The organism is Haloplanus sp. (genome assembly GCF_028275055.1).
Taxonomy (GTDB): domain Archaea; phylum Halobacteriota; class Halobacteria; order Halobacteriales; family Haloferacaceae; genus Haloplanus.
This window is the reverse complement of sequence record NZ_JAQCNJ010000025.1, coordinates 52224-66621: the sequence shown is the minus strand read 5'-3', so window position 1 is coordinate 66621 and position 14398 is coordinate 52224. Positions and strand designations below refer to the sequence as shown.

The window sequence follows — 14398 nt, the reverse complement described above, 5'->3', positions numbered from 1 at the left end:
AACGACCACGACCGGATCGACGATGCGGACGACAGGTAACGGCCCGCCGAGGACACGGAACGTAGGACTCGATCGGAGCCGGCCGTTCAGCCCACCGGCGCCCTGTGCCGGTTAGTAGAACTCGCGGACGAGGTCCGTCGCGTCCTCCGGCGCGCCGTCGGGAATCTCCGTCATGTCCGCGTCGATGCCGTGGCTCCGGCTGTACGGGACCGAGTCTTCGTCCCGGTAGAGAACGCCTTGATACTCCTTCCCGGGGTCGAGAATCCGCGACCGGGCGTCCTCGTAGTCGGTCGGATCGTGGTCGGTGTCGGTGAGGTCGACGATGTGGTCGCGGAAGTAGTCGTACGTGTCGACATCGTTGAACGTCACGCAGGGCGAGAACACGTTGACGAAGCCGAAGCCGTCGTGTTCGACGGCCTGTTTGACGATGTCGGCGTGTCGCTGTGCGTCGGTCGAAAACGACTGCGCGATGAAGGTACCGCTCGCGGCGAGTGCGAGCGCCAGCGGGTTTACCGGCGGTTGCTGTGGCCCCTCCGGCGTGGTCGACGTCTCGAAGTCCTCACGGCTTGTCGGCGAGGCTTGCCCCTTCGTCAGCCCGTAGATCCGGTTGTCCATCACGACGTAGGTCATGTCGATGTTGCGACGGACCGCGTGGATGAAATGGCCCGCGCCGATCGAGTAGCCGTCGCCGTCGCCACCGGCGACCATGACCTCGATGCCCGGATTGGCGAGTTTGACGCCGGACCCGACCGGGAGCGCGCGCCCGTGAACGCCGTGGATGGCGTAAGAACGCATGTACGTCCCGATCTTGCCCGAACAGCCGATGCCCGCGATGATAAACGTCTCGTCGGGGGTCGCTCCCGTCTCGGCCAGCGCCTTCATCATTCCGTTCATGGTGCCGAAGTCGCCACATCCCGGGCACCACGTCGGCTGTGCGTCGGATTTGAAATCGGTGAATCGAACGTTTGAACTCATGGGGTTACCTCCTCTTCGGCCGCCTCGTGTCCGAGCGCCGTCGCGATCCGCTCGGCCAACTCGTCCGCCTTGAACCGGACGCCGTCGTACTTGTTCAGCCGCGTTACACGGGTCAGCGTGTCGTGTTCGAGTATGTTAGCGAACTGTCCGGTCGCGTTACACTCGACGACGATCACCTCTTCGGCGGCCTCGACGGCCTCGGTCAGGTCGGGACGCGGGAAGACGTACGGAACCGAGAGAAACCGCACGCCGACGTCCTCGTCCTCGAGGAGTCGCATCGCCTCGACCATCGCGCCCTCGTTCGACCCCCACGAGACGACGAGCGTCTCCGCGTCGGGGTCGCCGAACTCCCGTGGCTCGAACGGTTCTCGCTCGCGTGCCGTCTCGACCTTTCGGCTCCGTTTGTCGACCTGTTGGACGCGCATCTCGGTGTCCTCCGTCCGCCGGCCGAGTTCGTCGTGTTCGAGGCCGGTGGACATGTGGAGTCCACCCTCGGTACCGGGGAACGCCCGGGGGCTCACCCCGTCGTCGGTGAGGGCGTGGGGTCTGAACCGCCCATCCTCGTCCTGCCACTCGCCGACGGTGTCCTCGTCGACGACCTTGCCCCGGTTGATCTCAACGGCGTCCATGTCGAACTCCTCCGGCGCGTACGTCTGTTCGGTGACCGCAAGCGAGAGGTCGGCGGTGAGGTAGACGGGGATCTGGTACTTCTCCGCGAGGTTGAACGCCTCGACGGTTTTGTGGAAACACTCGGCGATGGTCGTCGGCGCGAGAACGAACCGCGGTACCTCGCCGTGGCCGCCGTAAAGCATGGCGTTCAGGTCGCCCTGCTCCTGTTTGGTCGGCATTCCGGTCGAGGGGCCGGACCGCATCACGTTACAGATGACCAGCGGCGTCTCGCTTGTCGCCACCAGCCCGAACGTCTCGGTCATGAGGTCGATCCCCGGCCCGGAGGTGGCGGTCATGGCCCGTGCGCCGGCCCGTGCCGCCCCGAGGGCCATGTTGATCGCCGAGAGTTCGTCCTCGGCTTGAACGACGTGGCCACCGTAGCGTTCGATCCGACCCGTGAGATACTCCATCACCGCCGTCGCGGGCGTGATCGGGTAGCCGGCGTAGAACCGACAGCCACCGGCGATAGCGCCCATGCCGATCGCCTCGTCGCCGTTCAGGAGCACGTAGTTCTCGTCGGTACACTCGAGGTCGTAGCCAAAGTCCGCATCGAACTCCGCTTCGACGTAGTCCCGGCCTTTCCGTGCGGCTGTCATGTTGTTTTCGACGATCGACCGTCCCTTGTCGCCGAACCGCTTTTCGAGTGCGCTGTCGAGGTTCTCGATCGGGAACTCGCCGACCGCACATGCCGCGCCGAGGGCCACGACGTTGCGCATAATCGCCCCTCCGGCCTCCTCCGCGAGTCCCTTCAGCGGGACATCGAGACCGATCATCCCGTCGGGGATTTCGACGTCCTGCATCGTCGTCCGGTCCCCGTCGTAGATGATAACGCTCCCTTCGTGGAGTTCGTTCAGATTCTCGTCGATGGTGCGTTGAGTCAACGCGATGAGAACGTCGAGGCGGTCGACGACGCTCTGGACCTGTGACACCGCCGTCCGAATCTTGTATGATGTGTACCCGCCGCGAATCCGCGACGCGAAGTCCTTTGAGGTGAACACGTGCCGACCGGCCCTCGAAAGCGCCTGGGCGAAGATTTTCCCGGTGGAGTCGATGCCGTCGCCGGCCTCGCCACCGATCGCCCAGTTGAAGTCCGCAGGCATGCTGTAGGCGACTTATCATCGGACCGGGCAAAAGCCTTCTGAATGGTTCGGATTCCCGCAAAAACGGACAGTAATCGCGCTCGTGGTCGGGGGGTCGGCTCCGTCACCGCCGGGGCACGGCGGCACCGCCCGGTCCGACACCGACCCACCCCGATCCGGTGGCGTAGGTTTATGCCGAATGGTTTGAAAATTCATTACGAGATATGTCCGACGATGACATCGAACTGGAGGCGCGCCTCGAAGAACAGGCGGCGTTCGATCCCTCCGACGCGTTCGTCGAACAGGCGAACGTCTCGGATCAGGGAATCTACGAGGAGTTCGAGGAGAACTGGCCGGAGTGTTGGGAAACGGCCGCCGACCTACTCGACTGGGACACGGAGTACGGGCAGGTACTCGATGACTCGACCCCGCCGTTTTACGAGTGGTTCACCGGAGGAGAGCTGAACGCGTCGGCCAACTGTCTCGACCGCCATCTCGAGGAGCGTGGCGACGAGGCGGCTATCGAGTGGGTCGGCGAACCGGTCGAGGAGGACAACCGAACCTACACCTACGAGGAACTCCACCGCGAGGTCAACGAGTTCGCCGCGGGACTGCGGGATCTGGGTGTCAGCGAGGACGACGTGGTGACGATGTACATGCCGATGATCCCCGAACTTCCCATCGCCATGCTGGCGTGTGCGCGCATCGGCGCGCCACACAGCGTCGTGTTCGCCGGGTTCTCGGCCGACGCGCTGGCGACCCGGATGGACGCTGCCGATTCGGAGTATCTGGTCACCTGCGATGGTTACTACCGCCGGGGAGACCCGCTCGACCACCTCGAAAAGGCAACCGAGGGCCTCGACGGCGTCGAGGGCCACGTCGAGGACGTGATCGTCGCCGAACGACTGCTGGACGGCGACGGCTTCGGCCACGACCTGGCAGCGAACCAGCAGACATATGCCGACCTCGTCGCCGCCCACGAGGGCGAGACGGTCGATCCGGTTCGGCGCGACGCCGAGGACATGCTCTTTTTGATGTACACGTCCGGGACGACCGGCCAGCCAAAGGGCGTGAAACACACCACCGGCGGCTACCTCGCGTGGGCCGCATGGACCGGGCAGGCGGTGCTCGACATCAAACCCGAGGACACGTACTTTTGCTCGGCGGATATCGGATGGATCACCGGCCACTCATACATCGTCTACGGACCGCTCGCGCTCGGTACGACGACGATGATGTACGAGGGGACACCCGACCACCCCGACCGTGACCGCCTCTGGCGGATCGTCGACGACTACGACGCGACCCAACTCTACACCGCGCCGACCGCCATCCGGGCGTTTATGAAGTGGGGCACTGAGTACCCCGAGCGTCACGACCTTTCCAGCCTCCGACTGCTGGGAACGGTCGGGGAGCCGATCAACCCGCGGGCGTGGAAGTGGTACTACAAGCATATCGGCCGCGAGGAGTGTCCGATCGTGGACACGTGGTGGCAGACCGAGACGGGCGGGATGATGGTCACCACCCTTCCGGGCGTCAAAACGATGAAACCCGGGAGCGCGGGACCGCCCCTCCCGGGTATCGACGCACAGATCGTCGACACGAACGGCGACGAGGTGGCGGCCGGCCGTGCCGGCCATCTCACGGTCCAGAAGCCGTGGCCCGGTATGCTACGCACCCTCTACCGCAACGACGAGCGGTACATCGAGGAGTACTGGGCCGAGTACTCCGACACCGATAGCTCGGACCCCGACGACTGGGTGTACTTCCCAGAGGACGGCGCGAAGATCGACGACGACGGTTACATCACCGTTCTCGGCCGCGTCGACGACGTGATCAACGTCTCCGGCCACCGACTGGGGACGATGGAGATCGAGTCGGCCATCGTCGGCGTCGAAGGCGTCGCCGAGGCGGCGGTCGTCGGCGGCGACCACGAGATGAAAGGGGAGGCGGTGTACGCCTACGTCATCACCGAGGAGGGCTACGATGAAAACGACGACCTCCGCCAGCGCATCGTCGCGGGCGTCGAGGACGCCATCGGCCCGATCGCACGCCCGGAACAGGTGGTTTTCTCACCTGACCTGCCAAAGACCCGATCCGGCAAGATCATGCGCCGTCTGTTAGAGGACATCGCCAACGAGGCCGAACTGGGCGATACGTCGACGCTTCGCAACCCCGACATCGTCGACGACATCCAGGGTAAGATCAGCGGCGACTGAGGCACGGCCGCGCTACCCGGTTTCGGCTTCCGGTTTCCGTTCGCGCCACACGGCCACCAGTTCGTACAGAAAGACGACACCCACCAGCGCGACCGCTCCCCAGACCAAGGTGGCAAAGCCGAGTGGGGACAAAGCCGCCGTCATCGGTCCGACCCTCCGTCGGCCGACACGTCGGTGTCGTCGAGCCGACGGATGTCGCGGCTCAACCGGTTGAGGTCGTACGGCCGGTCGACGAGCCGTGCCGTCAGAACGGCCAGCCCCGTCGAGACGGCCGCGGCCCCGAGAAAGGCGTTGAAATAAGCGGCCGCGGGGAGCGCCGAGAGCGGGAGCACGCCCCGTGCCGGTGGAAAGAAGGCTATGCCCACAACGAGTCCGGCCCCGCTGGCCAGAAGCGCCCCGCCCGACCACGCCCGCGAGGAGTAGAGCCCGTGGAGAAGCGGAATGAACGTCGCCGCCGCAAGGAGGTCGGCGAGGAGAAAAAGCGTGAGCACCGAGTAGCCTTGCGCGCCGATGACGGTGGCTGCGGCGGCGACGACAACGGTCACCCCGCGGGCGGCCGCGGTCAAGCCGGCGTCGGAGACGTCGAACACCCGAGGGAGGTCGACGGTGACGATGCTCGCGATGGCGTTGAAGAGCGTGTCGGCACTGGAAATGACGAGCAGGGTCGCGAGAACGGCAACGACGGCCACCGCGGTGTCGGGCAACACCTCGTTCACGACGAGAAAAAAGGCGACGCTGGCATCGCCCGGCCCCTCGACGAGGCCGAGACCGACGGCGACGGGGCCGAACACGCCGGCGAGAAGAACCATGGGGACGACGGCGACGGCGGCAACGAGAAAGGACCGCCGGAGCGTCCGCCCGTCGCGGGCGGCGTACACGCGCTGCCACCACGCCTGATTCAGCATCTCCGCACCGACGACGGCGACAACGACGTAAACGCCGAACTCGACGCCGGCCGGTGTCCCCACCGCGAGCAGCTCCGGCGAGGCGTCGACGATGGCGGCGTGAGCGGCGTCGGTGCCACCCAACGACAGGAGTGTAACGACGACGCTCACGATCAACAGCGGCAGGATAAGCACCGTCTGAACGGTGTCGGTGACCATGCTCGCACGGAGCCCGCCGTAGCCGGTGTACGCGAGAACGGTGACGCCGACGACCGTCGCTGTCTGCCACCCGGGAACGCCCGCGAGCAAGGAGAGCGCGCCCGCGATGCCGGTAAACTCGGCGGCGAGAAAAACGAACATGTAGGCGATGCTTACCGCCAGAACGTAGCCGTACATCGCCGTTCCGTAGCGGGCGTATGCGTACTCCGTGAGGCTATGCCCGTCGGGGATCAGCCCCCGGATTCGGGGGCCAAGCGCCGCGAAGGCGGCCAGTGCGAGTGCCGACCCGGCGGCGTAGCCGGCGACGGCGGTCACACCGCCGAACGCCGCGCCCGCCTCGGCGGGACTGAAGAGGATCCACGCCCCCATACTGGACGCGACGAGGGTGGCGGTCAACGCTCCGCCGTCGGTGGAGTTCCGGGCGGTGATGTAGTCCTCAACCGTCTCGATTCGTCCGCGGGCGAACCACGCGCCGAACGCGGTGAAGGCGACCAACACGACGGTCAGCAGTCCGAACAACACAATCGTTCTCACCACGTCGCCCCACCACCGAACCGAGCGACCGTTCCGGGCGTGTGCATGGCCGCTGGTGTGTTGCCGACGCTATAATACTTTGTGTTATAACCGACTAATACCGTTACAGGTAGCTGGCGTCCCACCGGGTCGGCTTGCGTCTGCTCTCACAGTCGTTGCAGACGACCCGCCCCATCGTGTCCATCGAGACGGCGAAACTGTCACAGTTCCCACAGAGGTAGCCGTAGCGCTCGTCGCGGTCACGGTCGAGATACACCGTGTAGAACGGGCCATCGGAGCCACGGAGGCTCTCATCGAGGGCGGCGTACACCTGCCGGCCGTCGGGGAGAGTCGCGGCCTCGGTGAGCACCTGTCGGCCGCCGGTGTCGGGGAACTTGGAGTAGAGCCGTTCGACGAACGGTTCGCCGCCGACCTCAACCGTCCGCTCGCCGACAGCCTCGAAGTCCTCGTTCTCGTAGAAGTCGGTGCCGGCCTCGTTGTCCGCAAGCACACGCCCCTCGATCCGGCCGACACCGTGTTCGAGGAGTCGTCGTTCGAGCGCCGAGAGCAATCGGTCCCCCAGACCGCTCCCTCGACTGTCGGGTTCGACGTGGAGCCAGTCGATTTCGCCGACGACGTCCCGGCGGTCGACCACGTAACACTGCGCGAAGCCGACGAGGCGGTCGTCGCCGGCTGCGACCAGGAACTCGGTGTCGGCGTCGTTGAGGTCGTCGGCGAGGGTTTCCTCGTCGTACCACCGCTCGACGGCCTGTCCGATGATGTCGTCTTCCAACACGTGCCCGTACGACGCTGCGAGGGAGTGGTGGGCAACCGTCCTGATCCCCTCGATATCCGCCGTCGTGGCCTCGCGGATGTCCATACGATGCACGTGGGCGACCCCGAGTCTTAAATGGTCGCCGTTCGACGGGGAATGAATAAAAGGCCGGTCGTTGTTGTGTCCGTATGGCCGGGCTTTGTTTCGACATGTACGGGACGCTGTGTGACACGAGTAGCGTTCGGGACCGTCTCGGCGCGGAACTCGACATTTCCGACCGATTGGTCGCGGCGGTTGACGAGACGTGGCGGCGAAAACAGCTCCAGTACTCATATCAGAGCGCACAGATGAACGAGTACGAACCGTTCTGGGAGCTCACAGCCCGTGCCTTGGACTACGCGCTCGCGGCGTACGACCTCGACCCGGCGGTCACGGTCCGTGATCGGATCCGCTCGGCGTACGACCACCTCGCTCCGTTCCCCGAGGCGGCCGCGACGCTCGACCGACTCTCCGACGCCGGCCACGAGGTTGTCGTGCTTTCGAACGGCAACCCCGAGATGCTCTCCCGTCTCGCCTCGAACGCCGGACTCCGGGCCCACCTCGACGATGTCGTCAGCGCAGACGGCGTTCGGACGTTCAAACCCGACCCCGCGGTGTACGCCCACGCTGCGGAGACGCTCGACCGGCCCATCGAGGAGTGTCGACTCGTCTCCGCCAACGCGTGGGACGTGGCCGGGGCCGGGAACGCGGGGATGGCGACCACGTGGATCAACCGCCACCGTGACCCCCCGGAGACCATCGGTGCAACCCCCGACACTCGGGTGTCGGCGCTTCCCGCCGTTGCCGACGGTCTCCGGTGAGGCTCACCGATCGCATCATGTCCAACAGAAACTATTATTAATATTGTCGCCGCCACACACTGTATGTCTAGCAATAGTGGTGGTGCGGATCGGCGTGACGTGCTCAAGGCGGCCGGCGCGGCTGGTGTAGCTGGCCTGGCCGGACTGGCAGGCTGTTCCGGTGGCGGTGGCGGCGGCGACGGTGACGGTGGCGGTGGCGGCGGCGACGGTGACGGTGGCGGCGGCGATGGCGGGTCGGACTTTCCCGAACTCGGCAACTACCCCATCGAAGGCGATACGGCGGTGTTCGGCTTCAACGTCCCACAATCCGGCCCATACGCCTCCGAAGGGGAGGACGAACTCCGGGCGTACGAACTCGCGGTCGACCATCTCAACAACGGCGGCGGGTGGGTCGACTCCCAGTTCGACGATCTTTCAGGTGACGGTGTACTCGACTACCAGATCGACTCGGTGAGCGGCGACACCGCGACCGACGCGGACGCCGCGCGCCAGTCGGCGTCGCGGATGATCCAGCGTGACGAGGTCATCATGGTCACCGGCGGCTCCTCCTCGGCGGTCGCCATCGCCGTCCAGGAGCTGTGTCAACGCGAACGGACCATGTTCATGGCGTGTCTGACCCACTCCAACGACACGACCGGGGAGAACTGCGTCCGCTACGGGTTCCGCGAGGTGTTCAACGCCTACATGACCGGGCAGGCGCTCGCGCCGGTCCTCCGTGACGAGTACGGCGAGGATCTGCAGTTCTACCAGCTCTACGCCGACTACAGCTGGGGCCAGACCGTCGAAGAGTCGATGAACCAGTTCCTGACCGAGGCCGGCTGGGAACAGATCGACTCCGTCGCCACGCCGCTCGGGACCAGCGACTACTCGTCGTACCTTTCCGAAGCGTCCAACTCCGGGGCCGACGTGCTTCTGCTGGACCACTACGGACTGGACGGCGCAACGTCGGTGAGTCAGGCGGTCGACGCCGGCTTGGACGAGGACATGGAACTCGTCGTCCCGTTGTACAACCGGCCGATGGCCGAGGCTGCGGGCGCCGCCATCGATGGCGTGTTCGGCACCGTCGCGTGGGATTCTCAGATCGACAACACGCCATCCCAAGAGTTTCTCCAGGCGTTCCAAGACGAGTACGACCGCATCCCCTCGGGACCGGCACAGCTTGCTTACGCCCAGACGCTCCAGTACGCGGCCGCCGTCGAGCGCGCCGGGACGTTCTACCCGCCGGAGGTCATCCGCGAACTCGAAGGGTACGAGTACGACAACATCGGTATGGGGGCGGAGACGATGCGCGCCTGCGATCATCAGGCCCAGCGCGACGTACCGGTCGTCCGTGGGCTGCCGGAGTCCGAACAGCAGACGGGACAGTACTACGAACTCGTCAATCTGACCGGCCGTGACGACCTCGGATACGGGTGCGACGCCGGTCCTGCCGCGGCGTGTTCCCTCGGCGAGTACGGAGACGAGTAGCCACCACCCCTTTCGCTGGCCGCTTTCCGACAACACAACATTATAGTCGACAATGATCAATCTGTACACAGACATGATATCGGTAACCTCACCCCGTCGATCGGCTGACCGGGGGAGACCGAACAAGGTGCATCGATGAGCTTTCACATCGAGGTGATCACGATCCTCCTGAACGGACTTCAGCAGGGAGCCATCTACGTCCTGCTCGCGGTGGGACTGTCGATCATCCTCGGTACGCTGAAGTTCGTCAACTTCGCCCACGGGGCGTTGTATCTGATCGGCACGTACGCCGGCCTCTTGCTCGCGTTGGATGTCAATCTCACCAGCGGGCTTCTCGCGGAGTGGGGCTACGGCCAACTGGGTCTCGGTCTGGGCTACATCCCCGCACTGTTTCTCGTCCCGGTGGTCGTGTTCGTTGTCGGCTTGGCGATGGAGCGGCTGGTCGTCGAACCGTTCAAGAACCGCCCGGACACCGACCAGATCCTCGTTACGTTCGGGTTGGCAATCATCGTTCAGGAGCTGTTCCGGGCGATGTTCGGATCTGGTAGCCTCCCGTTCAGCCAGCCGACGTGGGCACAGGGCGCACCGTCGGTGCCATTTCTCTCCGCCATCCCGATCTCGCAGTGGCGGTACTACGTTATCGGCATCACGGCCGTTCTCGTTCTCATCGTCTACCTGCTCGTTGAGTACACCGACTTCGGCCTCGTGGTTCGTGCCGGGACCCGTGACCCGGAGATGGTCGAACTGCTCGGTATTCGCCTGAGCCGCCCGTATCTTCTCGTGTTCGGTATCGGAGCGGCACTTGCGGGTGTCGCCGGGGTGGTCGGCGGTCCACTCAATCCCGTCAACCCGACCATCGGTAACGAAATCCTGGTCCCCGCCTTCCTGACGGTCGTCATCGGCGGTGTCGGGTCCATCGCCGGTGCCGTTCTCGGCGGAACCTTGTTCGGCATCACGCAGGCCATCCTCGTGTCGACGTACTCGGCGTGGGCACAGGTCGGTCTCTACGCCATCGCGGCCATCGTGCTTCTCCTTCGGCCACAGGGACTTCTCGGTGAAGAGGAGGTGGCGCCGTGAGCGACGAACCCGCCACAGCGGCCGAGACGGGCGAGGAGACACCTGCCGACGTGCCCGGCGTCTTTACGCTCTATGGTAACGAACTCAAGACCCTCATCGCGACGGCCATCGTTCTCGCACTCTTCCCGTTCGTCTTTGCGCGGATGCCCGTCGTGAGCGACGTGCTTCAGGGGTACCAGAGTCTCACGACGCTCATCCTCATCTGGGGTATCTTCGCGCTTGGCTTCGATCTGCTGCTCGGCTACACCGGACTGCTTTCCTTTGGCCACGCGGCCTTCTGGGGGAGCGCGGCGTACGGGGCCGGCGTCTTCAGCCAACACGTCACCGGATCGCCGGTGCTCATGGTCGTTGCCGGCACACTCGTCGCCGTGCTTCTGGCGTGGGTTCTTGGATTTCTTTCGCTTCGCCGCGGCGGCATCTACTTCGCCATCCTCACTCTCGCGTTCGCCCAGATGCTGTTCTACATGGCTTCCTCGCCGCTCGCGTTCATCACCGACGGCGAGAACGGGTTCACCGGTGTCGAAACCGCCGAACTGTTCGGCATGATCCCGCTGGAGGAGGACCTTCCGTCCATACTCGGGGAACTGCTCGGGACCACCCTGTACGCCTTTGTCGCGGTTCTGACGCTCCTTTGTATCGCGCTGGCCTACCGAATCCTTCAGTCGCCGTACGGCATGGTGTTCCGTGCGATCCGGGAGAACGAACAGCGTGCCAAGTTCGTCGGCCTGAACGTCTGGCGGTACAAGCTGATGTCGTTCGTTCTTTCCGGGCTCTTTGCCGGCATCGCCGGCAGCCTGTTCACCATCCACGGGTCGTACGTTCCGCTCTCGTCGTTGTACTGGACCGAGAGCGGCGAGGTGGTCATCATGACCGTTCTCGGCGGGACAGGGTCGTTGTTCGGGCCCATCATCGGTGCCGGACTCTACCTGTACGTCGAGAACATCGTCAGCGGCTTCGATACGGTCGGGCCGTTCTGGCACCTGATCCTCGGGCTGGTGTTCGTTATCACCATCTGGACGTTCCCGCGGGGGATTTGGGGCTTTTTCCAGGACGTTCGGGACTACATCACCGGCGGTGACGACCAGTGACGCTACTCAAAACCGACGGACTGGTCAAGAAGTTCGGCGGCCTCGTCGCCACCGACGACGTGAACCTCTCGGTCGAGGAGAACGAACGTGTCTCGATCATCGGCCCTAACGGAGCCGGAAAGTCGACGCTCGTCAACCTCATCACGCGCCGCCTCGACCCGACAGAGGGTGATATCCAGTTCAAAGGGGAGTCGATCGTCGGCCGCGACCCTCACGAGGTGGTTCAGATGGGCATCAGCAAATCGTTCCAGACGGCGTCGATCTTCTCCGAACTCACAGTCCGGGAAAACGCCGAGATAGCCGCGCTTGCGGCCGAAAACGGCTCGTTCGGGTTCAAGTTTCTCCAACACCGCGAGAGCCTCACCGGAGTCCACGACCGAGCCACCGACACCCTCGACGCCGTCGGACTACTCGGCCAGGCCGACCGGACGGCCGCCGACCTGCCGTACGGCGACAAACGACGGCTCGAAATCGGGATCGCGCTCGCGGCCGAACCGGACCTGCTCCTGATGGACGAACCCACGGCGGGCATGTCGCCGGAGGAGACGGAGTCGACCGTCGACCTGATCGAGGAGGTCAAGCGCGAACTCGGGTTGACGTTCGTTCTTATCGAACACGACATGGAGATCGTTTTCCGGATCTCCGATCGGATCGTCGTTCTCAACCGCGGACAGATCATCGCCGAAGGGACACCCGACGAGATCAGGGGCGACGACGAGGTTCAGGAGGCTTACCTCGGAGGTGTCGACCTGTGAGCCTGCTTGAGGTCGACTCGATCGACGCCTACTACGGCGAGAGCCACATCCTGCGTGATCTCTCGCTGACGGTCGAAGAGGGCGAGATCTGTGCTCTGCTCGGTCGCAACGGCGCCGGCAAGACGACGACGCTCCGGTCGATCTCCGGAGCGAAACCCCCTACCGTCGAGGAGGGAACGGTGCAGTTCAAAGGCGACGATATTACCGGAATGCACGCGGACGACGTCGCCATGCAGGGCATCTCGCTGGTGCCCGAGGAACGGCGGGTCTTCGCCAACCTCACCGTTGCGGAGAATCTCGAGATTGCCGACGTGTCGCGCAACGCCTCCAACACGTGGCGGCGGCGGCTTACCTCAACCGGTCAGTCGATGTCCACCGACCAGGTGTACGACGACTTCCCGCGGCTCCGAGAACGAAAGACACAGATCGCCGGCACACTCTCCGGTGGCGAACAACAGATGCTCGCCATCGCCCGTGCGCTCAAACAGAGCACCGATCTCCTCCTTCTGGACGAACCGTACGAGGGACTCGCCCCACAGATCGTCGACGACGTTGAGTCGGCAATCGAGCGCATCAACGATCAGGGGGTGACGATACTTCTGGTTGAGCAAAACGCCGCCGCCGCGATCAACATCGCCGACCGGGCGTACGTCGTCGATCAGGGCGCGACCGTCTTCCGGGGAAGTGCCGACGAGCTCCGTGCGGACGAACAGACCCGAGAACAGTACCTCGGCGTATGACCGACGCGGATCCGGACTCGAATCTCGACCCCGAGGCGGCGCTTGACGACCTGATCGACGCGGGGCTCGTCGAGGAACTCCCCGACGGAACGCTCGTCGCCACGGAGACTCTCGAATCGACCCGTCGCATCTACCGCGACACCTACGCCGATGCCGACGAGGCTGTGATCGTTGAGACGATCACCGATCTCTTCGACATCGACGAGGCGACCGCGTCGGCGAGGTTCGACAACGGCGAGGTCACGCGCGAGGAACTGATCGCGTACCTCACGTTGCGGTCCAGTCTCGACGACGTCGGCGACGAGCGACTGGGTGTCATGGCGGCGCTTGCCGCACAGATCTCGGTCGGATCACCCGTCCCCGACGCGGTTGCGGCACTCGATGACGACGAGTGGGAGGCTTTTCTTGACGACGCCTCCGACGCCGTTGTTACCGTGTGGCGACACGACTGTACGCCGTGTAAGGCATTGAAAACGGATCTTGAGGACGTGTTGTCGGAACTTCCCGACGGCGTCGCCGTGGCCGGTGTCGACGGCGAAGCCGTCCCCGATTTCCGCCGGACGTTCGCGGTCGACACCGCCCCTGCCGTCTGTTGTTTCCGGGATGGCAGCCTCGCCACGACCATCGCCGGCCGTAAGCCGCCATCGGAGTACGCCGACCGCTTCGACGAGGTGTACTAGTTCACGTCGCCGGCGACCATCACCGGCCGATCGGCGCTCAGGATCACGGATTGTGTGACGCTCCCGAACAGCGCCTTGCCTGTTGGCGAGCGCTTGCGCCCCGAGACGACGATGAGGTCGGCGTCTTCCTTTTCGGCGGCGTCGAGAATCTGATCGGCCGGATCGCCACTCGACTCGGTCACCCGCACGTCGATGCCGTGTTCTTCGAGTATCTCGGTCGCCTCGCGGACGGATCCGAGCTGGGTCGCGGATGCGCCGCTCGGGTTGTCGGTAAAGCTGTGAATGAGGGTGATGCGCTTCTCCGACGCGTCTCCCGGGAGGTCGGCGGCGGCGCGTACACACGAAACCGCTCGTTGCTTGTTGTCGTCAACGCCGATCACGACATCATACATATCTAT

General features: G+C 64.7%; 14 protein-coding genes. 8 read left to right on the top strand and 6 right to left on the bottom strand.

From position 1 onward, the window contains the following. Window positions 1-111: 111 nt before the first annotated feature. Both Q0925_RS03480 and Q0925_RS03475 read right to left on the bottom strand, forming a co-directional pair. Complete coding sequence (locus Q0925_RS03480) at window positions 112-975, bottom strand: 2-oxoacid:ferredoxin oxidoreductase subunit beta (protein WP_299331942.1); 864 nt, start codon at window positions 973-975, stop codon at window positions 112-114. Beyond that, on the bottom strand, window positions 972-2744 hold the full coding sequence (locus Q0925_RS03475; protein ID WP_299331940.1) for a 2-oxoacid:acceptor oxidoreductase subunit alpha: 1773 nt from the start codon (window positions 2742-2744) through the stop codon (window positions 972-974). Before Q0925_RS03475 ends, Q0925_RS03480 begins: the two co-directional genes overlap by 4 nt. A gap of 203 nt (window positions 2745-2947) precedes the next feature. Between Q0925_RS03475 and acs the strand changes: the two genes are divergently transcribed. Then, window positions 2948-4942, top strand: coding sequence for an acetate--CoA ligase (gene acs, locus Q0925_RS03470; protein WP_299331938.1), 1995 nt, complete (start codon window positions 2948-2950; stop codon window positions 4940-4942). 12 nt (window positions 4943-4954) lie between these two features. On the opposite strand, the gene Q0925_RS03465 is transcribed toward acs, so the two are convergent. From Q0925_RS03465 to Q0925_RS03455, 3 genes are all read right to left on the bottom strand, one after another. Continuing rightward, window positions 4955-5086 (bottom strand): hypothetical protein, encoded by a 132-nt coding sequence (locus Q0925_RS03465; protein WP_299331935.1) that lies wholly within the window; start codon window positions 5084-5086, stop codon window positions 4955-4957. After that, a complete protein-coding gene (locus Q0925_RS03460; RefSeq protein ID WP_299331934.1) occupies window positions 5083-6582 on the bottom strand; it encodes a sodium:solute symporter family transporter in 1500 nt (499 codons plus the stop codon). Before Q0925_RS03460 ends, Q0925_RS03465 begins: the two co-directional genes overlap by 4 nt. A 100-nt stretch (window positions 6583-6682) precedes the next feature. After that, window positions 6683-7438, bottom strand: coding sequence for a GNAT family N-acetyltransferase (locus Q0925_RS03455; protein ID WP_299331932.1), 756 nt, complete (start codon window positions 7436-7438; stop codon window positions 6683-6685). An 83-nt stretch (window positions 7439-7521) separates the two neighbouring features. Here Q0925_RS03455 and Q0925_RS03450 point away from each other — a divergent pair, with 83 nt between their 5' ends. The 7 genes from Q0925_RS03450 (at window position 7522) to Q0925_RS03420 (ending at window position 14000) form a co-directional block, all read left to right on the top strand. Next, window positions 7522-8193 (top strand): haloacid dehalogenase type II, encoded by a 672-nt coding sequence (locus Q0925_RS03450; RefSeq protein ID WP_299331930.1) that lies wholly within the window; start codon window positions 7522-7524, stop codon window positions 8191-8193. Window positions 8194-8256: 63 nt separating this feature from the next. Next, the gene (locus Q0925_RS03445) at window positions 8257-9660 is read left to right on the top strand and encodes a substrate-binding protein (protein ID WP_349254382.1); all 1404 of its coding nucleotides are present in this window, start codon (window positions 8257-8259) and stop codon (window positions 9658-9660) included. A gap of 135 nt (window positions 9661-9795) precedes the next feature. After that, entirely contained in the window at window positions 9796-10737 is a 942-nt protein-coding gene (locus tag Q0925_RS03440; RefSeq protein ID WP_299331929.1) for a branched-chain amino acid ABC transporter permease, read from the top strand. Then, window positions 10734-11825: a branched-chain amino acid ABC transporter permease gene (locus Q0925_RS03435; protein ID WP_414652086.1), complete on the top strand. Its 1092-nt coding sequence runs from the start codon at window positions 10734-10736 to the stop codon at window positions 11823-11825. Before Q0925_RS03440 ends, Q0925_RS03435 begins: the two co-directional genes overlap by 4 nt. Next, complete coding sequence (locus tag Q0925_RS03430) at window positions 11822-12580, top strand: ABC transporter ATP-binding protein (protein ID WP_299331927.1); 759 nt, start codon at window positions 11822-11824, stop codon at window positions 12578-12580. The genes Q0925_RS03435 and Q0925_RS03430 overlap by 4 nt, the downstream gene beginning before the upstream one ends. Next, window positions 12577-13320 (top strand): ABC transporter ATP-binding protein, encoded by a 744-nt coding sequence (locus tag Q0925_RS03425; RefSeq protein WP_299331926.1) that lies wholly within the window; start codon window positions 12577-12579, stop codon window positions 13318-13320. The genes Q0925_RS03430 and Q0925_RS03425 overlap by 4 nt, the downstream gene beginning before the upstream one ends. Beyond that, window positions 13317-14000, top strand: a complete 684-nt coding sequence (locus Q0925_RS03420) for a thioredoxin family protein (protein ID WP_299331924.1) — start codon at window positions 13317-13319, stop codon at window positions 13998-14000. The genes Q0925_RS03425 and Q0925_RS03420 overlap by 4 nt, the downstream gene beginning before the upstream one ends. Here Q0925_RS03420 and Q0925_RS03415 read toward each other — a convergent pair. Beyond that, window positions 13997-14392 (bottom strand): universal stress protein, encoded by a 396-nt coding sequence (locus tag Q0925_RS03415; protein ID WP_299331922.1) that lies wholly within the window; start codon window positions 14390-14392, stop codon window positions 13997-13999. The genes Q0925_RS03420 and Q0925_RS03415 overlap by 4 nt on opposite strands. Window positions 14393-14398: the final 6 nt, after the last annotated feature.